Below are 20,223 nucleotides of genomic sequence, written 5' to 3' on the forward strand. Positions count from 1 at the left end.
CGTTTCCCGGCAAGCGCTTTCCACAGGGGTGGGGAGCGGCCGCAGCGAGCAAAGGAGCACGCGTTGACCACCCGCACCATCGGCATCATCATGAACGGCGTCACGGGACGCATGGGCTACCGGCAGCACCTCGTCCGGTCGATCCTGGCGATCCGGGACGACGGCGGGCTCCTGCTGCCGGACGGCTCCCGCGTCCAGGTCGAACCGCTCCTGGTCGGCCGGAACGCCGCGAAGCTCGAGGAGATCGCCGCCCGGCACGGCCTCGAACACTGGACGACGGACCTCGACGCGGCGCTCGCCGACCCCCGCTGGGACGTGTTCGCGGACTTCGCCGTCACGAGCGCCCGGGCCGGTGCCCTCCGGAAGGCCATCGCGGCCGGCAAGGCGATCTACACCGAGAAGCCGACGGCGGAGACCTCCGCCGAGGCACTCGAACTCGCCCGGCTGGCCCGCGACGCCGGCGTGCCGAACGGCGTCGTGCACGACAAGCTGTACCTGCCCGGCCTCCGGAAGCTCCGCCGGCTGATCGACTCCGGCTTCTTCGGCCGGGTCCTCTCGGTCCGCGGCGAGTTCGGCTACTGGGTGTTCGAGGGGGACTGGCAGCGCGCGCAGCGTCCGAGCTGGAACTACCGCACGGAGGACGGCGGCGGCATCGTCGTGGACATGTTCCCGCACTGGAACTACGTCCTCGAGCAGCTGTTCGGCCGCGTCGAGTCCGTGTACGCCAGGACCGCGACGCACATCCCGTCCCGCACCGACGAGCAGGGACACGCGTACCCGGCGACCGCGGACGACGCGGCGTACGGGGTGTTCGACCTCGCCGGCGGCATCACGGCGCAGATCAACTCGAGCTGGGCGGTGCGGGTGGACCGGGACGAGCTCGTCGAGTTCCAGGTCGACGGCACCGACGGCAGCGCGGTCGTCGGGCTCTTCGGCTGCCGGATCCAGCCGCGCACCGCGACCCCGAAGCCGGTGTGGAACCCTGACCTCCGGGACGAGCGGGACTACCGCGGGCAGTGGCTCGAGGTCCCCGACAACGAGGAGTTCGGCAACGGCTTCCGCGCGCAGTGGGAGGACTACCTGCAGGACCTCGTCGCCGGCCGACCGCACCCGTACGACCTGCTCTCCGGCGCACGTGGTGTCGGGCTGGCCGAGGCCGGTCTGCGCTCCGACGCGACGGGCCGACGCATCGACCTGCCGGAGCTGCGCCTGCCCGACCAGGCCGCACCGAGCCTCCCGACCGGCGACGCAGCCGAGGTGCAGCAGCAGGGCGAGACGGTGGGGGCGGTCTCCGCATGAGCGACCTGACGCTCCTCGCTGCCGACGGGAGCACCTCGTCGGTCGCACTGGCCGACGCGCCCGGCTGGACCAGACCGACCGGCCCGCTCACCGAGCGCGACGTGTTCGCCGCCGCGCACGTCGTCCCGCGACTCGGCGCGGACACCGCGCCCGGCGCCCCGGCGGACCTCGACTGGGACGCGACGCTCGCCTTCCGGCACCACCTGTGGTCGTGGGGACTCGGCGTGGCGGACGCGATGGACACGGCGCAGCGGAACATGGGCCTCGACCCGGCCGCCACCCGAGAACTCGTCACGCGGAGTGCCCGCGAGGCCGCGGCCGTCGGCGGACGGATCGTCGTCGGGGTGAACACCGACGACCTGCCCGACGAGGACGCCGACCTCGACGCGGTCGTGGACGCCTACGTCCGCCAGCTGCACCACGCCGAGGACGCCGGCGCGGGCGCCGTGCTCATGGCCAGCCGCCACCTCGCGCGGGTCGCCGCCGGGCCCGACGACTACCGGCGGGTCTACGCGCGGGTGCTCGAACGCGCCGGAGCGCCCGTCGTGCTGCACTGGCTCGGCGCCGCGTTCGACCCGGCACTCGACGGGTACTTCGGCCGGGGGAGCGCTGCCGCGGACACCGTGCTCGATGTCATCCGCGATGCCGGGGAACGGGTCAGCGGCATCAAGATGAGCCTCCTCGACGCGTCCGCCGAGGTCGCGCTCCGGTCCCGGCTCCCCGACGGTGTCCGGATGTTCACGGGGGACGACTTCCACTACGTGGACCTCATCGCCGGCGACGGCACGACGCGCTCCGACGCCCTGCTCGGCGCCTTCGCGGCGGTCGGACCCGCGGCGTCCGTGGCGATCCGAGCGCTGCCCGACGAGGCGGCCTACCGGTCGGTGCTCGAACCGACCGAGGCGCTCTCCCGACACGTCTTCTCCGCCCCGACGTGGTTCTACAAGACCGGGATCGCGTTCCTGTCGTGGCTCAACGGCCACCAGCCGTCGTGCACGATGGTCGGCGGACTGCACGCGGGCCGCAGCCTGGTGCACCTGTCCGAGACCGTGCGGCTCGCGAACGCGGCATCCGCGCTCGAGGACCCGGAGCGCGCGGCGGAGCGCTGGCGCGCGATGCTGACGCTCAACGGCGTCGACGTCCCCGCGCGGGTCCTGGCATGAGCGCCCCGGCACCCGCACGGCCCTCCGCGTCCGCGGTGGCGCCCGCTCGGCTCTCGGTCAACCAGGCGACGATCAAGTACGCGTCGCTCGCGACAGCGCTCGACGTCGTCGCCGCCGCGGGGATCGATGCGATCGGCACCTGGCGCGAGCGCGTCGCCGAGGTCGGGCTCGCCGAAGCCGTCCGCATGGTCGCGGACTCCGGCCTCCGGGTGTCCACGCACTGCCGTGGAGGGTTCTTCACGCTGCCGGACGGACCGTCTCGCCGCGCGGCAATGGACGACAACCGTCGAGCGATCGACGAGGCCGCCGCGCTCGCGGACGCCGGAGCACCCGGGTCCCGACCTGTCCTCGTGCTCGTCGCCGGGGGACTGCCGCCGGGGTCGAAGGACCTCGACGGAGCGCGGCAGCGGGTCGCCGAGGCCCTCGCGGAGCTCGCGCCGCGCGCACTGGCGACCGGGGTCCAGCTCGCGGTGGAGCCGCTCCACCCGATGTACGCCGCCGACCGCGCCGTCGTGTCGACGCTCGGGCAGGCGCTCGACCTGGCGGCGCCGTTCCCGGCCGAGGCGGTCGGCGTGGCCGTGGACAGCTTCCACGTCTGGTGGGACCCCGCGCTGCAGTCGTCGATCGCCCGGGCCGGTGCTGCCGGCCGGATCGCCACCTACCAGGTGTGCGACTGGGTGACACCGATCGCGGCCGACCCGCTCCTGTCGCGGGGGTACCCGGGGGACGGGCACATCGACTTCGCGCCGATCAGTGCTGCGGTCGCGGCGGCCGGGTACACCGGGGACGTCGAGGTGGAGATCTTCAACCAGGCGGTCTGGGACGCCGACCCCGCCACGGTGGTGGCGCGGGTGGCGCAGAGCGTCGCGGCGCACGTGCCGCTCGGGGTGCCTCTCGCGGTACCACTCGGGGGGCCGCTCGGGGGGCCACTCGACCGAGCGTCAGGCGCGGCGGACCAGCACGACGCTGTCCAGGAGCTCGTGGACTGAGCCGTCGTCCCGCGGTACCGCGCGCGGGCGGAGCTCGGCGGCGACGACCTCCCACGAGGCGTCCAGGTCGAGCACGCGCAGGTCGTCCTCGGGCGTCGGGAAGCGGTACCCGTCCAGCTCGTGCTCGTGCTCGTGCTCGTGCTCCTGTGCGTGCTCGTGGTCGTGCGCGTGCGGCGCCGCGGCGTGCGCCGTCACCAGGAGGTGTCCGCCCGACTCCACGAACCCCGTCGCCCGGCGCAGGATCGCCTCCCGCGGGATCTCGACCGGCCAGGACTGCAGGAACGACGCGGTCACCAGGTCGAAGCGTTCCCCGGGCTCCCACGTCGCCAGGTCCGCCGCGACGAACCGGGTCCTCGTGTCGAGGCCCGCGGCTGCAGCAGCGGCGTCGCCCCGTGCCGCGGCGGTGGGGGAGAGGTCGACCCCCGTGGCCGTCCACCCCTGCTCGGCGAGCCAGAGCACGTCGCCGCCCTCTCCGCACCCGAGGTCGAGCGCGGTCCCGGGCACCAGCTGCGCGGCGACGTCCGCGAGCACGGCGTTGACCCGGCCGGACCACATCCGCTGCTCGTCGGCGTACCGCCGCTCCCAGTAGGTGGCGGCGGAGGGCTCGGCATCGATCGGCATGCGCCGAGTCAGACACAGCTGGGGTCCCGGGGCAAGTCCCGTTGCCGGACCGGCAACGGACCGGAGGCTCGGTGCCGGACGTGCGCCGAGCCTCCCGTCCGACACAGCGCAGGTCCGCGCCCCGCTACTCCGCGGGGACGGGGTCCGCGTGCTCGATTCGGGCGCTCGCCGTCGCCATGTGCGCGTCCATCGCCCGCTGGGTCGCCGCGACGTCCCGGGCGCGCATCGCGTCGTAGACCTCCCGGTGCTCCCGGTACGCCGCCTCGGTGGCCTCGCGCGTGGTGACCCGGCGGCCGACCCACACGCTGAGCATCGAGCGGAGGCTCTGCAGCAGGTCGGCGAGGACGTCGTTGTCGCCGGCCCGCGCGAGCAGGATGTGGAAGCGGACGTCGGCCTCGATGAACACCGGCGGGTCGTCGAGGGCCGCGGCCTGCTGGTCGAGCGTCGCGCCGAGTGCGTCGAGTTCCTCGTCGCTGGCACGCTGCACGGCGAGGATCGCGGCCGTCCGCTCCAGCGAGGACCGGATCTCGAGCAGCTCACGGGTGCGGTTCGACGCGAGCATCAGCCCCCAGGACAGCGTCGTCGGCAGCAGGTCGGACGTCCCGCCACGGAGGTACGTGCCCGATCCGGGCCGGATCTGCACGATGCCGAGGATCTCGAGGGCGGCGAGGGCCTCGCGCACCGCCGACCGGCCGACGCCGAGCCGTTCCGCGAGCACGCGCTCCGACGGCAACCGTGAGCCGGGTGCGAGGTCGCCGGCGGTGAGCAGCGCGACGAGCTGGCGGGCGACCTCGGAGGCGGGGGACCCGGTCGGCACGGACTCGAGTTCGAGCCGGATGTTGAGGGGGTCGTTCTCGCTGAACGCGGGCATGGGGGAAGCGTACCGGTCGGTCAACTGGTCAACCGGTTGACAAATTGTGACGAGGCGCTGCACACTGTTCTGGGCGCACCGAAGCGCCCGTCACCATCACCGAGCAGGAGTCATCGTGGACATCCCCGCCACGCGAGGCATTCCGACCTCCATCGTCGAGAAGACGACCATCCGGAAGATCGCCATCCGCATCGTGCCCTTCGTGGCACTGATGTTCTTCATCAACTTCCTCGACCGCACCGCGATCTCCTTCGCGGCGCCGAACGGGATGGAAGCCGACCTCGGCCTGACCGCAGCGCAGTTCGGCTTCGCGTCCGGGGTGTTCTTCATCGGCTACCTCGTGCTCGAGGTGCCCTCGAACCTCGCGCTGCACAAGTTCGGTGCTCGCGTGTGGCTCGCCCGCATCATGATCACGTGGGGCCTCGTCTCGCTGCTCTTCACGTGGGTGCAGAACTACCCGCAGCTCGTCGGGCTGCGCTTCCTGCTCGGCGTCGCGGAGGCCGGGTTCTTCCCCGGCGCGATCCTGTTCCTCTCCACGTGGGTCCCGGCACGGCACCGCGGCAAGATGCTCGCGCTGTTCTACCTGGCGCAGCCGCTCACGAGCGTCATCGGCTCCCCGCTCGCCGGCTGGTTGATGACCCACGAGGGACTGCTCGGCGGTCTGGCCGGCTGGCGCTTCATGTTCCTCTGCGTCTCGATCCCGGCGATCATCGTCGGCATCCTCTGCCTCTTCGTGCTCCGCGACAAGCCGTCCCAGGCGAAGTGGCTCGACGAGGACGAGAAACTCTGGCTCGAGTCCGCACTCGCCAAGGAGAACACGGCGAAGGACGACGGCCATGGCAAGGGCGGCCTCCGCGCGGCCTTCGGCAACGGCCGCGTCTGGATGCTCGCGTTCGTCTACTTCGGCTTCATCTACGGCCTCTACGCCCTGAGCTTCTTCCTGCCGACGATCATCGACGGCTTCCAGGAGCAGTTCGGCACCACGTTCGACCTGTTCCAGAAGGGCCTCATCACGGCGATCCCGTACGTGCCGGCGGCCGTCGTCCTCTACTTCTGGTCGCGTGACGCGTTCCGTCGCGGCGTGAAGGTCTGGCACATCGCGCTCCCCGCCCTGGTCGGTGGCCTCAGCATCCCGGTGGCGCTGTTCATGAACTCGCCTGCCGCCACGGTGGCCGTGATCGCGATCACCGCGTGCTCGATCTTCGCGGCGCTGCCGAACTTCTGGACCGTCCCGACGCAGTTCCTCTCCGGGGCCGCAGCGGCCGCCGGTGTCGCACTGATCAACACCGTCGGCAACCTCGGTGGCTTCGCCGCGCCCTACATCACGGGTGCGGTGAGCGAGTGGACCGGTGGCTACCAGGTCCCGATGTTCATCGTCGGGTTCTTCATGGTCCTCTCCAGCGTGCTGATGGTGATCGTCTCCCGTCGGCACCGGCTGGGCGACGCACCGACGATGACCGACGCCGAGCGCGCGGTCACGCAGGAGGCAGGCGCATGACCCGGCTGTTCAACGACCCGGCGGACTTTGCCGACGAGATGGTGGACGGCTTCGTCGCCGCGAACCGGGCACGGGTCCGGAAGGTGCACGGCGGCGTCGCGCGCTCGACCACCAGCCCGGACGGCACGGTCGCCCTCGTCGTCGGCGGTGGCTCCGGCCACTACCCGGCGTTCGGCGGGCTGGTCGGCCACGGACTCGCTGCCGGAGCGGCGATGGGCAACCTCTTCGCCAGCCCCAGCGCCCAGCAGATCACCGCGGTGGCGAAGGCGGCCGAGCACGGCGGGGGTGTCCTCCTCTCCTACGGCAACTACGCCGGTGACGTCCTGAACTTCGACGCGGCGGCCCGTGCCCTGACCGATGCCGGCATCGACGTCCGCACGGTCCGGGTCACGGACGACGTCGCCTCGGCGCCGAGTACCGAGGCGCACAAGCGGCGCGGCATCGCCGGTGACCTCTGCGTCTTCAAGGTCGCCGGGGCCGCGGCCGAACGCGGCGACTCCCTCGACGAGGTCACCGCGATCGCGAGCCGCGCCAACGACCGCACCCGGAGCTTCGGCGTCGCCTTCTCCGGCTGCTCGCTCCCCGGCGCCGACGAGCCGCTCTTCACCGTCCCCGAGGGCCGGATGGCGATCGGCATGGGCATCCACGGCGAGCGCGGCATCGACGAGGCCGACGTCCCCACGGCGTCGGAGCTCGCGACGCTGCTGGTCGGCAAGCTCCTCACCGAGCTGCCGTCCGGCGTCGCGGTCGACGGTGCGCGGGTCGTGCCGATCCTCAACGGCCTCGGTTCGGTGAAGTACGAGGAGCTCTTCGTCGTCTTCGGTGCCGTCCAGCAGCAGCTCACCGCCGCCGGTGCGATCGTCGTCGAGCCCGAGGTCGGCGAGCTCGTCACGTCGTTCGACATGGCCGGCGTCTCCCTGACGCTGTTCTGGCTCGACGCCGAGCTCGAGGAACTGTGGGCAGCGCCCGCCGACAGCCCCGCCTTCCGCAAGGGCGGTGCGGTGCCGCAGGAGCGCCTGCCCGAGGCCGTGCTCGCCGCCGGCGTCGAGGTCCCGGTCACCCCCGGCACCCCCGAGTCCCAGGAGTCCGCCCGCGTCGTCGCCGAGGCGATCACCGCGGTCCGCCGCACGATCGACGCGCACGCCGACGAGCTCGGCCGGATCGACGCGGTCGCCGGCGACGGCGACCACGGCATCGGCATGCAGCGCGGGTCCACTGCCGCCGACGCGGCCGCGACCGACGCCGCAGCGCGCGGTGCGGGCGCCGGCAGCGTCCTCGCGATCGCCGGAGATGCCTGGTCCGACAAGGCCGGTGGCACGTCCGGTGCGATCTGGGGTGCCGCCCTGGAGGCCATGGGTCGCGTCATCGGGGACGAGGAACGTCCGGAGCCCGCCACCGTCCAGAGCGCGGTGCACGCCGCGGTCGACGCGGTCCTCGCCTTCGGCGCGGTCGTCGGGGACAAGACGATGGTCGACGCGCTCGTCCCGTTCGACGACGTGCTCGCCGCCCGGATCGCTGCCGGTGACCCCCTCGTGACCGCATGGTCCGAGGCCACCGCCGCTGCGACCGCCGCCGCCGACGCCACCGCCGCACTGCTGCCGAAGATGGGCCGCGCGCGGACCCACGGCGAGGACGCGGTCGGCACCCCCGACGCCGGAGCGATCTCGTTCGCCCTCATCACCGCGGCCGTCCTGTCGACGATCTCCGTCCCGGCCTGACCCGCACGCACCACACGAAAGGCACACCCATGAGCACCCAGTTCCGTCTCGTCGTCGGCTCGGACGACGCCGGCTTCGACTACAAGGAGATCATCAAGCGGGACCTCGAGGCGGACCCGCGCGTCGTGTCCGTGGTCGACGTCGGTGTCGACGCGGACGGGCACACCGCCTACCCGCACGTCGCCGTCGACGCGGCCCGCATGGTCGCCGCCGGTGAAGCGGACCGGGCAATCCTGATCTGCGGCACCGGCCTCGGTGTGGCGATCGCGGCGAACAAGGTCCCCGGCATCCGTGCCGTGACCGCGCACGACTCTTTCAGCGTCGAGCGTTCGGTCCTCTCCAACGACGCGCAGGTGCTCTGCATGGGCCAGCGCGTCGTCGGGGTCGAGGTCGCCCGCCGGATGGCGAAGGAGTGGCTCGGCTACGAGTTCGACACCACGTCCGCCAGCGCCGAGAAGGTCGCTGCCATCTGCTCCTACGACGGCAGCGCCCCGGTCGGGACCGACGCATGAGCCTGGCCACGGCGACGCCCCGACTGACGATCGGGGTGTCGCTGAAGATGTACTTCGGGCACGCCCGGACGCTGGCGTGGGCATCCGCCGTGGCCGACATCGCCCGGCACCACCCCGCCGTCACCAGCGGTGCGGTCGAGCTGTTCGTGATCCCGACGTTCCCGTCGCTCGTCCCCGTCCGTGCCGCGCTCGAGGGAACTCCGGTGCTCCTCGGCGCCCAGGACCTGGCGTGGGCGGACGAGGGCGCCTTCACCGGTGAGGTCTCCGGCCGCGAGCTCGCCGAGATCGGCGTCGACCTCGTCGAGATCGGGCACGCGGAGCGTCGCGGAATGTTCCACGAGACGGACCAGGACGTCGCCGGGAAGGTGCACGCCGCCTTCCGCAACCACCTGCGACCCCTGATCTGCGTCGGGGAGCCGACCCGGGCCTCCCGGCAGAGCGCGATCGCGGACGTGACCGGCCAGCTCGACCGGTTCGTCTCGACGGCCGTCACCGACGGCATCGCCGGTCCCGTCATCGTGGCGTACGAGCCGGTCTGGGCGATCGGGGCACCGCAGCCGGCGCCGGACGACCACATCGTCGAGGTCCTCGCGGGCATCGAGGAGCACCTCGCCACCCGGCCCGAGCTCGCCGGCAGCGTCGTGGTCTACGGCGGCAGTGCCGGACCGGGCCTCCTCACCCGCGGGCGGGGACGTATCGGCGGCCTGTTCCTCGGGCGGTTCGCGCACGACCCCACCGCGATCCGCACGATCCTCGACGAGGCCCAGGCACTGGCGGTGACGGCATGACCTCCCTCCTCGGCCTCTCCACGTACGCGTACTTCTGGCGGATGTCGGACCGCGTCCCGTCGCCGATGTCCCTCGACGACGCGATGCGCGACGCCGCCGCACAGGGTGTCGACCTCTTCCAGATCTGCGACCACCTGGCGCTCGACACCGCGTCGGACGAGCGTCTGGCATCGATCCGCGGGCTCGCGGCGTCGCTCGGGCTCACGCTCGAGGTCGGGACCAGGGGCACCGCGCCCGCCCACCTCGCGCGCTGGCTCCACATCGCCCTCGCGCTCGGGGCGACGCTGGTCCGCTCGATGTGGAGCTCCGGCGACGACCTGCCCTCCGCAGCCGAGACCGAACGACGCCTGCGCGACGCCCTTCCCGCGTACGAGGCGGCCGGCGTGGTGCTCGCCCTCGAGACGTACGAGGTCGTGCCCACCACGGAGCTCGTCGCCGTCGTCGCCGCGATCGGCTCACCGTCGCTCGGGATCTGCCTCGACCCGGCGAACACCGTGGCGAACCTCGAGCACCCGTCCGACGTCGTCGAGGCGTGCCTGCCGCACGTCGTGAACTGGCACGTCAAGGACGCCGACTTCACCCGCTCGCCGGGCTGGGTCGGGTTCCAGTACACCGGCGTCCCGATCGGCACCGGCCGCATCGACCACGACGCCGTCCGTGCCGCGATCGCCCCCGAGGTCCGCGGCATCAACCGGGTCATCGAGTTCTGGCTGCCGTGGCAGGACGCCACCGTCGGAGCGACCGGCGACCCCGCACAGACCACCACCCGCACCGAGGCGGCGTGGACGACACAGACCATCGAGTACACCAGGAGCAAGGAATCATGACCGACACCGCCATCAGCCACACCACCGCAGCCGGCTCGGGCACCGCCGACGTCACCGTCGCCGTGATCGGCGCCGGCGGCAAGATGGGCACCCGCGTCTCGAACAACTTCGCCAAGAGCGAGTACACGACGCTCTACAGCGAGGCCTCGCCTGCGGGGCAGGAGCGCATCCAGGGCCTCGGTCGTTCCATCACGGACAGCCTCGAGGCAGCAGCCGCGGCGGACGTCGTGATCCTCGCCGTCCCCGATGTCCTGCTCGGCAGCATCTCCGAGCAGCTCGTCCCGGCCATGAAGGCCGGCGCGACGATCCTGACGCTCGACCCGGCCGCCGCCTACGCCGGGCTGCTCGCGAAGCGCTCGGACATCCACTACGCCGTGGCGCACCCGTGCCACCCGTCGGTGTTCCTCGAGCGCACCACCAAGGAGGAGTGGGACGACACCTTCGGCGGCATCGCCGCCCCGCAGGAGGTCATCGCGGCGTTCGACGCGTCCGAGTCCCTCGGCGACGAGGGTGACCGCGCGAAGGCGATCGCCGAGGCCGTGATCTCGACGATGTACGCGCCCGTCATCCAGGTGCACTGGGTCACCGTGAAGCAGCTCGCCGTGCTCGAGCCGACGCTCGTCGAGACCATCGCCTGCATGATCGGCGACTTCCTCAACGACGCGCTCGAGGAGACCGTGACCGGGGTCGGCGTGCCCCGCGATGCCGCCCGCGCGATGCTCTACGGCCACACCTGGATCGCGCTGACGAACGGTCTCCGCGGCTCGAACCCGTTCTCCGACGCCTGCCACATCGCGATGGGCTACGGCCGCGAGAAGCTCATCAAGGAGGACTGGAAGCAGGTCTTCGACGACAGCGAGCTCGACAGCGTGATCGCCAAGATGCTGAAGATCGACGCCGTCAAGCGCTGACGCGCGCTGCGGCTGCGCGCTGCCGCTGCGCGCTGCCGCGACAGTCCCCGTCCGGATCCCGGGCGGGGACTGTCGCGTTCGTGCTGCTCGCCGTGCGACCGATGCGACATCGGGGACACGATCGCGCGGCGCTCCGCCCGGGGCGCTGTCGCTTTCCTCGCGCGCCGGGTCCGCCGGTCAGCGGGGACGGTCGGCAGCGCGCAGCACCGCGGCCAGGCTGGCGTCGAGCACCGAGCGGGCGCGGCCGGCGGCCCACGCGGTGCCGTCGGCGGTGCGGTGCTCGACGAGGGTCAGCGCCTCGCTGTCACTGCCGGCCGCCACGCTCGACTGGTGCAGGCTGAGCACGTCGACGCCGAGGCCGAAGCCGTCGAGCGCGGCCGCGAGCGCCTCGACCGGCCCGACACCCGGGTGCTCCGAGGTCCGCTCCGCGCTGTGGCCGTGGCCATGGCCGTGGCAGTCGCCGTCGCCGTCGCCGACCCGGAGCGTGATCGCCGTGCCGCTCGGGTCCGTGCGGTGGTGGACGAGGTGGACCCCGTCGTGCGGCCGCAGGTACGTCGCCTCGAAGAGCGCGAGCAGGCCTGCCGCGTCGATCTCCGCGCCGGAGGAGTCCGCGTGCGCCTGGACGACACGGGCGAAGTCGATCTGCAGGCGCCGGGGGAGCTCGATGCCGTACCCGGTCTCGAGCAGGTACGCGATGCCGCCCTTGCCGGACTGCGAGTTCACGCGCACGACGGCGTCGTAGCCGCGCCCGAGGTCGGCCGGGTCGATCGGCAGGTACGGCACGCGCCAGTCGATCTCCCGCTCGTCCCGGCCCTCGGCGGCGGCGCGTGCGCGGTGTTCGGCGAAGCCCTTCCGGATGGCGTCCTGGTGGGTGCCGCTGAACGCGGTGTGCACGAGGTCGCCGACGTAGGGGTGTCGCGGGTGCAGCTCGATGCGGGTGGCGTCCTCGACGGTGCGGCGGACCTCGTCGATGTCCGAGAAGTCGATCATCGGGTCGACGCCCTGCGCGTGCAGGTTGAGCGCGAGCGTGGCGATGTCCACGTTGCCGGTGCGTTCCCCGTTGCCGAAGATGCAGCCCTCGACGCGCTGCGCCCCGGCGAGGACGGCGAGTTCCGCGCACGCGATCCCGGTCCCGCGGTCGTTGTGCGGGTGCACCGAGAGGACGACCGCGTCGCGGCGCGCCAGGTTCCGGTGCACGTACTCGATCTGGTCGGCGTACACGTTCGGCGTGGCGACCTCGACCGTCGCCGGCAGGTTGAGCGTCACCGGCCGCTCCGGCGTCGCGTCCCACCGCGTCGTGATCGCGTCGCAGAGCTCGAGCACGTAGTCCGGTTCGGTGAGGTTGAACACCTCGGGCGAGAACTGGTGGCGGACGTTCGGCATGTCGGCGGTGTGCCGGAGGACGTCGTCGGCGCCGGTGAGGACCATGTCCCGGAGGGCCGCGCGGTCGCGCCCGAGGACGACGTCGCGCCAGACCGGGGCGACCGCCGTGTACATGTGCACGACCACCGGGTTCCGGATGCCGCGGATCGACTCGGCGGTGCGCGCGATGAGGTCCGCCCGGGCCGGCGTGAACACCACGATCGTGACGTCGTCGGGGGCGATCGGGTTGCCAGCGGCCTGCGTCTCGGCGATGAGTCGCACGAAGTCGTGGTCCGTCTGCGATGCCGAGGGGTACCCGACCTCGATCTCCTTGTAGCCCATCCGCACCATCAGCTCGAAGAAGCGGCGCTTGCGCTCGGGGTCCATCGGCTCGGCGAGCGCCTGGTTGCCGTCGCGGAGGTCGACCGGCACCCAGAGCGGCGCGGTGGTGATGCGAGCGGTCGGCCACGAGCGGTCGACGAGCGGGACCGCGACGCGGTGGAACACGTCGCGGTACCGGTGCGAGGGCATCGGCGAGGGCTGCTGCCGGTTCCAGACGGAGGAGGGGCGGTGGAGGGTCGTCGGGGGAGCCATGGCGGGACGCTAGCACAACTCCTCAGACAAGTAGAGGGGTGAGGTACGCTGGCGTCATGACGCAGGTACGCAGGACCCCGCTCGCCGACCAGGCCGCCGACCTGCTGCTCGACCGTGTCCGTGCGGGGGAGTGGGAGCTCGGCGCGAAGCTGCCCGGTGAGACGACCCTCGCGCCGCAGCTCGGCGTCGGACGGTCCACCGTGCGCGAGGCGATCCGGCAGCTCGCGGGACGCGGGGTCCTCGCATCGCGGCAGGGTGCCGGGGTGTTCGTCACCGCGCTCGATGCCCCGGAGGACTGGGACGCCGTGCTCCGCCGCGCCGACATCGAGCACGTGCTCGAGGCCCGCGCCGCGATCGAGGTCGAGTCCGCCGCACTGGCCGCGCGCCGGCGCACCCCGACCGCGCTCCGGACGATCCGGCGGGCGCTCATGGACCGGGACCGGCAGCGCGGGGCGGGCACGGACGTGGAAGCGCACGTCGATGCAGACACCGCCTTCCACCGCGCGGTGGTCGCCGCCGCGGGGAACCCGATCCTCCTCGACCTCTTCGACGGCTTCACCCCGCGCAGCCGGGCGGCGATGGTGGACATGCTGCGGATCCGCGGGACGCACGGGGACGACGCGGACCAGGACGTCCACACGCTGCTCGTCGACGCGATCGCAGCCCGCGACGCCGACACCGCGGCGACGCTGAGCCGGGCGCACCTGGCCTCGATCGTGGCCGCGCTGTCCTGAGCCGCACGTCCTGAACGACGTCTCCGGTTGGTGGCAGCGTGCGCATGGGCGCGGCCACTAGGTTCGGTGCATGCACGTGGAGGCCACGACCAGGGGCGCCGGTGTCCCCGTCCTCGTGCTCCACGGCTCCCCGGGCGGGATCGACGCCGCCCGGGTGATGTCCCGCTTCCTGCCGGAGGACACGTTCCGGAGCGTGCTCGTCTCGCGTCCTGGCTACCTCGGCACCCCGCTCGACCCGGCGCACGCGTCGATCGACGACGAGGCCGACCTCCTCGCCGGTGTGCTCGACGGCCTCGGCATCGACCGGGTCGGGGTCCTCGCGTGGTCCGGTGGGGGACCGGCCGCCTACCGGCTCGCGGCGCGCCACCCGGACCGGGTGCACGCGGTCGTCGCGGCCTCGGCGGTCAGCGGTTCATGGGCCCCCGCACGACCGCACCCGGCGGAGTACGTCGTGTCGCACACCGCCGTCGGCGCCCGGGTGTCCGGGTGGCTCGCCGCGCACGCCCCGCGGACGACCGTGCTCGCTGCGATGTCCGGCGTGAGCTCCCTCCGCGGTCGAGCGCTGCGGGACCACGTGTCGGACGTGCTCGCGGACCCGGATCGCCGCGCCTTCATGCTCGACGTCGCCGCGACCGGGAACACCTCGGGTCGGCACCGCACCGGGTGGTCGAACGACGTCCGGACCCTCGGGGCGATCACGTCGCTCGGACTCGAGGAGGTCCGTGCGCCGGTGCTCCTCGTCCACGGCGACGCGGACACCGAGGTCCTCCCCGTCCACAGCACCCGGGCGGCGTCGGAGCTGCCGGACGCCGAGCTCGTCATGCTCCCCGGCGGCACGCACTTCGCCTTCTGGGACCACCGCGACGCCGCAGCCGTGCAGGCCCGCGCGCGGGCGCACCTCACCCCGTGACCGAACCACACCCCGCGCCGAGCACCTCGACCAACGCGTCGAGCGCACGCTCCAACGCCGGCAGCGACACCGCCCCGTACCCGAGGACCACCCCCTCGCCGGCGCTCCCCGCCGTGACCTCGTAGTCCGCCAGGTCCGCCACGAGCACCCCGCGCGACGCGAGCCGGCCCACCACGGCCGCACCGCGCAGTGGACCCGACCACGACACCACCGTGTGCAGCCCGCCGGTCAGGGCCCGAGCCTCCAGGCCGGGGACGGAGCCCGCGGCGGACGTGAGCCGCGCGACGATCAGCGCACGCCGGTGCGTGTAGTCCCGCCGCACCCGGCCGAGGTGCCGCCGGAACGCGCCCGTCCGCAGCAGGTGCGCGACCGCTGCCTGCACCGGTTCCGCGACGACGGCGCCCCGCGCGACCCGGGCCGCCGTGACGGCGAGCGCGACGTCGGGGCGCCCCGCGGGCAGCACGACGTACGCACACCGCAGCCGCGGGTCGAAGGACTTCGAGAACCCGCCGACGTGCAGCACGCCCGGGTCGAGCGCCGCGAGCGCGGGGACGGGCTGCCCGCGGTGCCGGAACTCGGAGTCGTAGTCGTCCTCGATGACGAGCGTCCCGGTCGCGTCGGCCCAGTCGAGGAGCGCTCGCCGCCGCGCGACCGGCATCACCGACCCGAGCGGGTACTGGTGCGTCGGCGTGACCATCACGGCGTCGAACCGGCCGCCCGCGCGCAGGACGTCGAGGTCGAGCCCGTCCTCGTCGAGCGGGACCCCCACGACCTCGCCGCCGGCGTTCACCACCGCCCGGTGTCCGGTCCGGTACCCGGGGTCCTCGACGGCGATCCGCGGGGCGCGGCCGAGCGAGACCCGGAGCGCCTCGGTGACGAGGGAGAGCGCCTCCGACGTGCCCGCGGCCATGACCACCCGGCGGGGATCCGGCGCGAAACCCCGGCTCAGGCCGAGCTGGGCGGCGACCTGCTCGCGGAGCGCGGGGAGGCCGAGCGGGTCCGAGAGCGCGTTGCGGATTGGCAGGTCGGCTGCGGCGCGCCAGGCTGCCCGCCAGTCCCGGTCCGAGATCGCGGTGACCGCGGGGATGCCCGGGCGGCAGTCGATCACCGTCGTCGTCGGCGCTGCGTCGGAGGGGGCGGCAGGCGCGCCGGTTGCCGAGGCGCCCGCGGCGGCCGAGGCCGCCGAGACTCCCGGCACGACCGGGACGCCGGCAGCGGCACCGACCGGCACCGGACCGTCGACCGAGGCCGCCACCCGCGCCGCCGCCCCGTGCCGCGTCCGGATGTACCCCTCGCCGTCGAGCTGCTCGTACGCCGCCACGACCGTGCCGCGCGCGACACCGAGCTCCGCGGCCAGCGCACGCGTGGACGGCAGCGCGTCCCCGGACCGCAGCGTCCCGTCGTGGACCATCCCGCGGATCCGTGCGACGACCCCGGCCGTCTTCCCGAACTGGTCCATGCATCACCCCGTCATCTGGACTACTGACTGGTCCACTCCCGAACCTAGCGTGGGCCCATGACGACGCCCCACCCCGCCCCGCACACACAGGCCGCGCCCCACCCCGACCACCCCGACATGACCGTCCGCCGCAAGCGCGACCGCCAGCAGACCGACCCGGGGGCCCTCCGCGAGGTCCTCGCCGAGGCCTTCGTCGCCCACGTCGGCCTCGTCCGTGGCGGCCACCCGATCGTGCTGCCCTTCCTCTGCGGCGTCGGCGACCTCGGCGCAGGTCCGGTCCTCCTGCTGCACGGATCCACCGGCGGTGGCCTGTTCCTCGACGCCGGTCCGGAAGGAGTCCAGGTCGCGGCGACCGTCACGCACCTCGACGGCATCGTCTTCGCGCGCTCGACCTTCGACAGCTCGGCGAACTACCGCAGCGCGATGATCGCCGGTCGCGCCACCGTCGTCCCGGCCGAGCTCCGCGCCGAGGCGCTCTGGCAGGTCAGCGACCACCTGATGCCCGGCCGCCGCGACGAGGTCCGCGAGATGACCGCGAAGGAGGTCCGCCAGACCCAGGTCCTGCAGCTCCCGCTCGAGCACGCGAGCGTCAAGGTGCGGTTCGCGGGCGTCGGCGAGGCCGTCGACGACGGCGAGGACCACGGCGTCTGGGCGGGGGTCCTGCCGCTCGCGGTCCGCGCAGGCGCTCCGATCCCGGGGACCGTTTCGGGGGACACGCCGGGGGACGCGCGCGTGGACCCGTCCATCGTCGGGCTCGCGTCACGTCTCGAGGCCGTCGCGACCGCCCGGGAGGCCCGACTCGCCGCCGTCATGCGGCCAGCGGCCGTCTGACGGGTCAGCTGCAGGGCCCCGAACGGCTCGGGAACGGCTGGACCGGACCGTCGTTCCTGTGACGGGCTGCAGGAAACGACAGCGCTTCCCCAGCCGGGATCAGGTTCGTGACCAATACGTTATCTTCCCGAGTCCCGTTCCCGAGGCGGTCGACTCGTACCCGGAAGGAACCATGGGACGCCACGCTCTGCCCGCAGCCGACGACGGCCTGCACGCACCGACCCCGTCGACAGCAGCACCCGTGGCACCCCCGGCTCGTCCGCGCGGACGTCGCTCGGCCGCCGGACCCGTCGTGGCCCGTTCCACCTTCGTCGAGCACCAGAAGCCGGCCCGCGTCGTCTCGCTGGCCCCGGCGCGTCCGTCGGAACCCGTCGCGCGCGCTGCCGCCGGTGCCGCGTTCGTCTCACGCACCGGAGTGCTCCGTGCCGAGCGCGCCCTGGACCCGCGGCACGTCCGCCGTGCCGCCAACGCCAAGCGTGCGGCGATCCTGCTCGCACCGGCCCTGGCCTTCACCTCGGCGCTGACCCTCTCGATGCCGGCGAACGCCGCGACGCCCGAGGTCACGGCGGCGCCGACCACCACCACGACGTCGCAGCACCTGCAGACGTACACGGTGGCGCACGACGTCGAGATCCCGATCACCTCGACCGACGGCATGACGACCACCTCGGTGGTGTCCTACCCGACACTCGTCACCCGCTTCGGCGTGACGACCGCGCAGGCCGAGGCCACGATCTCCGCCGCACTGTCCGCCGGCGGCGACCGGGCGACGATCCTCCAGACGGCACTGCAGTACCTCGGCGACCCGTACGTCGAGGGCGGCGCGAGTCACGCGGGCATCGACTGCTCCGGCCTGACGATGGTGGCGTACCAGGCGGTGGGCATCCAGCTCGCGCACTACGTCCCGACGCAGGACGCCGCCGCGACGACGATCCCGGACTCCGAGGCGAAGCCGGGCGACATGGTCGTGTACGACAACGAGGACCACGTCGGGCTCTACCTCGGCGACGGCCTCGTGCTGCAGGCGCCGCACCCGGGCGAGGTCGTCGACATCGTGCCGATGTACTCCGCCGCACACCACTTCGCACGCCTGCTGCCCGCCGGTTCCTGACGGGGCGCGCCCGTCCCGTAAGCTGGAGTGATGGCCACCGAGACCCGCACCCCGTTCGAGGAACAGCAGGCAGCACGTTCTGCCCGCCCGCAGGTGCGTCCCCGGACCGAGGGCTGGACCCAGGCCACCGACGGCGAAGGCCGACCGCTGCTGCAGTTCGCGTCGCCGAAGCGCGGCAAGCCGCCGGAGCACCTCGCGGACCTCTCGGTCGCAGAGCGTGAGGCGAAGGTCAAGGAGCTCGGGTTGCCCGGCTTCCGCGCCAAGCAGCTCTCGACGCACTACTTCACGCACTACACGTCCGACCCCGACCGGATGACGGACCTGCCCGCTGCCCAGCGCGAGGAACTCGTCGCCGGCATGCTCCCGCCGTTGCTGACCGAGACCCGGCGTCTCGCGACGGACAAGGGCGACACGATCAAGTTCCTCTGGAAGCTGCACGACGGCGCCCTCGTCGAGTCGGTGCTCATGCGGTACCCCGGGCGCATCACGCTCTGCGTCTCGTCCCAGGCGGGCTGCGGCATGAACTGCCCGTTCTGCGCGACCGGCCAGCAGGGGCTGACGCGGAACATGTCCACCGCGGAGATCATCGAGCAGATCGTCCGCGCGAACGCCGCCATCGCCGCCGGGGAGCTCGGCGGTGACCCGCGCAAGGGCGGCAAGGACCGCGTCGACGCCGAACGCGTCACGAACATCGTGTTCATGGGCATGGGGGAGCCCCTGGCGAACTACAAGCGCGTGATGGACGCCGTCCGGACGATGGTGGCCCCGCAGCCGCACGGACTCGGGATGAGTGCACGCGGCATCACGGTGTCGACCGTCGGCCTGGTGCCCGCGATCCTGAAGCTCGCCGAGGAAGACATCCCGATCACCTTCGCGCTGTCCCTGCACGCGCCAGACGACGAGCTCCGCGACGAGCTCATCCCGGTGAACTCGAGGTGGAAGGCGGACGAGGCGATCGATGCCGCCCACAACTACTACCTCAAGACCGGTCGACGGGTCTCGATCGAGTACGCGCTCATCAAGGACATGAACGACCACGCCTGGCGTGCCGATCTGCTGGCGGAGAAGCTCAACAAGCGTGGCAAGGGCTGGGTGCACGTGAACCCGATCCCGCTGAACCCGACGCCCGGCTCCGTGTGGACCTCGTCGGAGGTGCACGTGCAGGACGAGTTCGTCCGCCGCCTCAACGCCGCCGGCATCCCGACGACCCTCCGCGACACCCGCGGCAAGGAGATCGACGGCGCCTGCGGGCAGCTCGCCGCAGCCGAGTAGCCGCCCGGTCCCTGGCGCCCGGTCCGAGGGCACGATGCGTTCGCGCATCGTGCCCTTCGTCGTTCCCGGGGAGCCCGGCCCGCGCTGCCCGGCACCCGCTGCCCGCGGTGCCCGCTGCCCGCGGTGCCCGGCCCGCTGCCCGCGGTGCCCGCTGCCGGCTGCCGGCTGCTGCCCGCTGCTGCCCGAAGCCTGCGGCCCGCGGCGCCGCGGGTGCCGCTCCCGATCCGCGCAACCCTTCCGACACCGCACATGACGATCGACTCGCGCGCTGTCGACCCATGCGGACGCAGTGGATGCGTCCGCATGCTCCGACACGACGGAAGTCGATCGACCTCTGCACTGTCGGACGATGCGCGCGCACTCGTCTCCCGCCGCCACATCCGGAGCCCCGATCCGCGGAACCACGGGGATCCAGCGCCGCGACACGCCCGGGAGGCACGACGGTTGGCGGGGCCCCCAGGCCCTGTGTAAAGTAATCACTCGTTGCCGCTGAGGCGGAGAACGGAACGGCCGAGACGGTCACAGGGTGCAAGCCCTGGAGACGCAGTCCGGACGGGGTCCCGCTCAGGCAACCAGCCCCCGAAGAAGTCGAAGTGATTCGACGTGTCCTCGGGTGGCACAAGAACGAATGCCTCTCTGGCGGAACCTGTTGCGGGTTGAGCGGGGAGTGCGTCTGGTCCTTGAGAACTCAACAGCGTGCACATTGTCAATGCCAATTTATTGACCCCGTGGCGTTCCACTTGTGGGACGTCC

Annotated in this window: 18 protein-coding genes; 14 read left to right on the forward strand and 4 right to left on the reverse strand. The window is 72.8% G+C overall.

Features of this window, described 5'->3' with window-relative positions:
* Window positions 1-90 precede the first annotated feature (90 nt).
* Genes EDF27_RS18865 through EDF27_RS18875 form a run of 3 tightly spaced genes read left to right on the forward strand, consistent with a single transcriptional unit; the run spans window position 91 to window position 3,451 of the window.
* Window positions 91-1,299: a Gfo/Idh/MocA family oxidoreductase gene (locus tag EDF27_RS18865; RefSeq protein WP_132050585.1), complete on the forward strand. Its 1,209-nt coding sequence runs from the start codon at window positions 91-93 to the stop codon at window positions 1,297-1,299.
* A complete protein-coding gene (locus tag EDF27_RS18870; protein WP_132050537.1) occupies window positions 1,296-2,462 on the forward strand; it encodes a dihydrodipicolinate synthase family protein in 1,167 nt (388 codons plus the stop codon). Before EDF27_RS18865 ends, EDF27_RS18870 begins: the two co-directional genes overlap by 4 nt.
* A complete protein-coding gene (locus EDF27_RS18875) occupies window positions 2,459-3,451 on the forward strand; it encodes a sugar phosphate isomerase/epimerase family protein (RefSeq protein WP_132050539.1) in 993 nt (330 codons plus the stop codon). Before EDF27_RS18870 ends, EDF27_RS18875 begins: the two co-directional genes overlap by 4 nt.
* On the opposite strand, the gene EDF27_RS18880 is transcribed toward EDF27_RS18875, so the two are convergent.
* Together EDF27_RS18880 and EDF27_RS18885 are read right to left on the reverse strand one after the other, a co-directional pair.
* Window positions 3,404-4,072, reverse strand: a complete 669-nt coding sequence (locus tag EDF27_RS18880; protein WP_132050541.1) for a class I SAM-dependent methyltransferase — start codon at window positions 4,070-4,072, stop codon at window positions 3,404-3,406. The genes EDF27_RS18875 and EDF27_RS18880 overlap by 48 nt on opposite strands.
* Window positions 4,073-4,196: 124 nt before the next feature.
* A complete protein-coding gene (locus EDF27_RS18885) occupies window positions 4,197-4,943 on the reverse strand; it encodes a FadR/GntR family transcriptional regulator (RefSeq protein WP_123656437.1) in 747 nt (248 codons plus the stop codon).
* Between the two features lie 115 nt (window positions 4,944-5,058).
* On the opposite strand from EDF27_RS18885, the gene EDF27_RS18890 reads away from it, so the two are divergent.
* The 6 genes from EDF27_RS18890 to EDF27_RS18915 are packed head-to-tail and all read left to right on the forward strand — an operon-like array spanning window position 5,059 to window position 11,197.
* Entirely contained in the window at window positions 5,059-6,441 is a 1,383-nt protein-coding gene (locus tag EDF27_RS18890) for an MFS transporter (protein ID WP_132050543.1), read from the forward strand.
* Window positions 6,438-8,159: a dihydroxyacetone kinase family protein gene (locus tag EDF27_RS18895; RefSeq protein ID WP_132050545.1), complete on the forward strand. Its 1,722-nt coding sequence runs from the start codon at window positions 6,438-6,440 to the stop codon at window positions 8,157-8,159. The genes EDF27_RS18890 and EDF27_RS18895 overlap by 4 nt, the downstream gene beginning before the upstream one ends.
* A gap of 29 nt (window positions 8,160-8,188) precedes the next feature.
* A complete protein-coding gene (locus EDF27_RS18900; RefSeq protein WP_132050547.1) occupies window positions 8,189-8,671 on the forward strand; it encodes a ribose-5-phosphate isomerase in 483 nt (160 codons plus the stop codon).
* Window positions 8,668-9,459 (forward strand): triose-phosphate isomerase family protein, encoded by a 792-nt coding sequence (locus EDF27_RS18905; RefSeq protein WP_132050549.1) that lies wholly within the window; start codon window positions 8,668-8,670, stop codon window positions 9,457-9,459. Before EDF27_RS18900 ends, EDF27_RS18905 begins: the two co-directional genes overlap by 4 nt.
* Window positions 9,456-10,286, forward strand: coding sequence for a sugar phosphate isomerase/epimerase family protein (locus EDF27_RS18910; protein ID WP_132050551.1), 831 nt, complete (start codon window positions 9,456-9,458; stop codon window positions 10,284-10,286). The genes EDF27_RS18905 and EDF27_RS18910 overlap by 4 nt, the downstream gene beginning before the upstream one ends.
* Complete coding sequence (locus EDF27_RS18915; RefSeq protein WP_132050562.1) at window positions 10,283-11,197, forward strand: phosphogluconate dehydrogenase C-terminal domain-containing protein; 915 nt, start codon at window positions 10,283-10,285, stop codon at window positions 11,195-11,197. Before EDF27_RS18910 ends, EDF27_RS18915 begins: the two co-directional genes overlap by 4 nt.
* Before the next feature lie 177 nt (window positions 11,198-11,374).
* Here the strand turns inward: EDF27_RS18915 and EDF27_RS18920 are convergent, their stop codons facing one another.
* Complete coding sequence (locus EDF27_RS18920) at window positions 11,375-13,153, reverse strand: 2-isopropylmalate synthase (RefSeq protein ID WP_243698428.1); 1,779 nt, start codon at window positions 13,151-13,153, stop codon at window positions 11,375-11,377.
* 56 nt (window positions 13,154-13,209) lie between these two features.
* Between EDF27_RS18920 and EDF27_RS18925 the strand changes: the two genes are divergently transcribed.
* A complete protein-coding gene (locus EDF27_RS18925) occupies window positions 13,210-13,887 on the forward strand; it encodes an FCD domain-containing protein (protein WP_132050564.1) in 678 nt (225 codons plus the stop codon).
* Between the two features lie 70 nt (window positions 13,888-13,957).
* Entirely contained in the window at window positions 13,958-14,797 is an 840-nt protein-coding gene (locus EDF27_RS18930; protein ID WP_132050566.1) for an alpha/beta hydrolase, read from the forward strand.
* Here the strand turns inward: EDF27_RS18930 and EDF27_RS18935 are convergent.
* Window positions 14,787-16,256, reverse strand: coding sequence for a PLP-dependent aminotransferase family protein (locus EDF27_RS18935; RefSeq protein WP_132050568.1), 1,470 nt, complete (start codon window positions 16,254-16,256; stop codon window positions 14,787-14,789). The two genes, EDF27_RS18930 and EDF27_RS18935, sit on opposite strands and share 11 nt — an antisense overlap.
* Window positions 16,257-16,313: 57 nt before the next feature.
* On the opposite strand from EDF27_RS18935, the gene EDF27_RS18940 reads away from it, so the two are divergent.
* The 3 genes from EDF27_RS18940 to rlmN all read left to right on the forward strand — a co-directional run bounded on the left by EDF27_RS18940 (window position 16,314) and on the right by rlmN (window position 19,470).
* Complete coding sequence (locus EDF27_RS18940) at window positions 16,314-17,087, forward strand: pyridoxamine 5'-phosphate oxidase family protein (RefSeq protein ID WP_132050570.1); 774 nt, start codon at window positions 16,314-16,316, stop codon at window positions 17,085-17,087.
* A 172-nt stretch (window positions 17,088-17,259) separates the two neighbouring features.
* The gene (locus tag EDF27_RS18945; protein WP_132050572.1) at window positions 17,260-18,198 is read left to right on the forward strand and encodes a C40 family peptidase; all 939 of its coding nucleotides are present in this window, start codon (window positions 17,260-17,262) and stop codon (window positions 18,196-18,198) included.
* A 30-nt stretch (window positions 18,199-18,228) separates the two neighbouring features.
* Window positions 18,229-19,470, forward strand: coding sequence for a 23S rRNA (adenine(2503)-C(2))-methyltransferase RlmN (gene rlmN, locus EDF27_RS18950; protein WP_123656462.1), 1,242 nt, complete (start codon window positions 18,229-18,231; stop codon window positions 19,468-19,470).
* Window positions 19,471-20,223: the final 753 nt, after the last annotated feature.

The sequence above is a fragment of the Curtobacterium sp. PhB136 genome, from assembly GCF_004346855.1.
In the GTDB taxonomy this organism is placed as follows: Bacteria; Actinomycetota; Actinomycetes; order Actinomycetales; family Microbacteriaceae; genus Curtobacterium.

Bases quoted from the DNA above. Each gene is read 5' to 3' on its own strand.
- EDF27_RS18865 (WP_132050585.1), top strand. From the start codon at position 91: ATGAACGGCGTCACGGGACGCATGGGCTACCGGCAGCACCTCGTCCGG.
- EDF27_RS18870 (WP_132050537.1), top strand. From the start codon at position 1,296: ATGAGCGACCTGACGCTCCTCGCTGCCGACGGGAGCACCTCGTCGGTC.
- EDF27_RS18875 (WP_132050539.1), top strand. From the start codon at position 2,459: ATGAGCGCCCCGGCACCCGCACGGCCCTCCGCGTCCGCGGTGGCGCCC.
- EDF27_RS18880 (WP_132050541.1), bottom strand. From the start codon at position 4,072: ATGCCGATCGATGCCGAGCCCTCCGCCGCCACCTACTGGGAGCGGCGG.
- EDF27_RS18885 (WP_123656437.1), bottom strand. From the start codon at position 4,943: ATGCCCGCGTTCAGCGAGAACGACCCCCTCAACATCCGGCTCGAACTC.
- EDF27_RS18895 (WP_132050545.1), top strand. From the start codon at position 6,438: ATGACCCGGCTGTTCAACGACCCGGCGGACTTTGCCGACGAGATGGTG.
- EDF27_RS18900 (WP_132050547.1), top strand. From the start codon at position 8,189: ATGAGCACCCAGTTCCGTCTCGTCGTCGGCTCGGACGACGCCGGCTTC.
- EDF27_RS18905 (WP_132050549.1), top strand. From the start codon at position 8,668: ATGAGCCTGGCCACGGCGACGCCCCGACTGACGATCGGGGTGTCGCTG.
- EDF27_RS18910 (WP_132050551.1), top strand. From the start codon at position 9,456: ATGACCTCCCTCCTCGGCCTCTCCACGTACGCGTACTTCTGGCGGATG.
- EDF27_RS18915 (WP_132050562.1), top strand. From the start codon at position 10,283: ATGACCGACACCGCCATCAGCCACACCACCGCAGCCGGCTCGGGCACC.
- EDF27_RS18920 (WP_243698428.1), bottom strand. From the start codon at position 13,153: ATGGCTCCCCCGACGACCCTCCACCGCCCCTCCTCCGTCTGGAACCGG.
- EDF27_RS18925 (WP_132050564.1), top strand. From the start codon at position 13,210: ATGACGCAGGTACGCAGGACCCCGCTCGCCGACCAGGCCGCCGACCTG.
- EDF27_RS18930 (WP_132050566.1), top strand. From the start codon at position 13,958: ATGCACGTGGAGGCCACGACCAGGGGCGCCGGTGTCCCCGTCCTCGTG.
- EDF27_RS18935 (WP_132050568.1), bottom strand. From the start codon at position 16,256: ATGGACCAGTTCGGGAAGACGGCCGGGGTCGTCGCACGGATCCGCGGG.
- EDF27_RS18940 (WP_132050570.1), top strand. From the start codon at position 16,314: ATGACGACGCCCCACCCCGCCCCGCACACACAGGCCGCGCCCCACCCC.
- EDF27_RS18945 (WP_132050572.1), top strand. From the start codon at position 17,260: ATGGGACGCCACGCTCTGCCCGCAGCCGACGACGGCCTGCACGCACCG.
- rlmN (WP_123656462.1), top strand. From the start codon at position 18,229: ATGGCCACCGAGACCCGCACCCCGTTCGAGGAACAGCAGGCAGCACGT.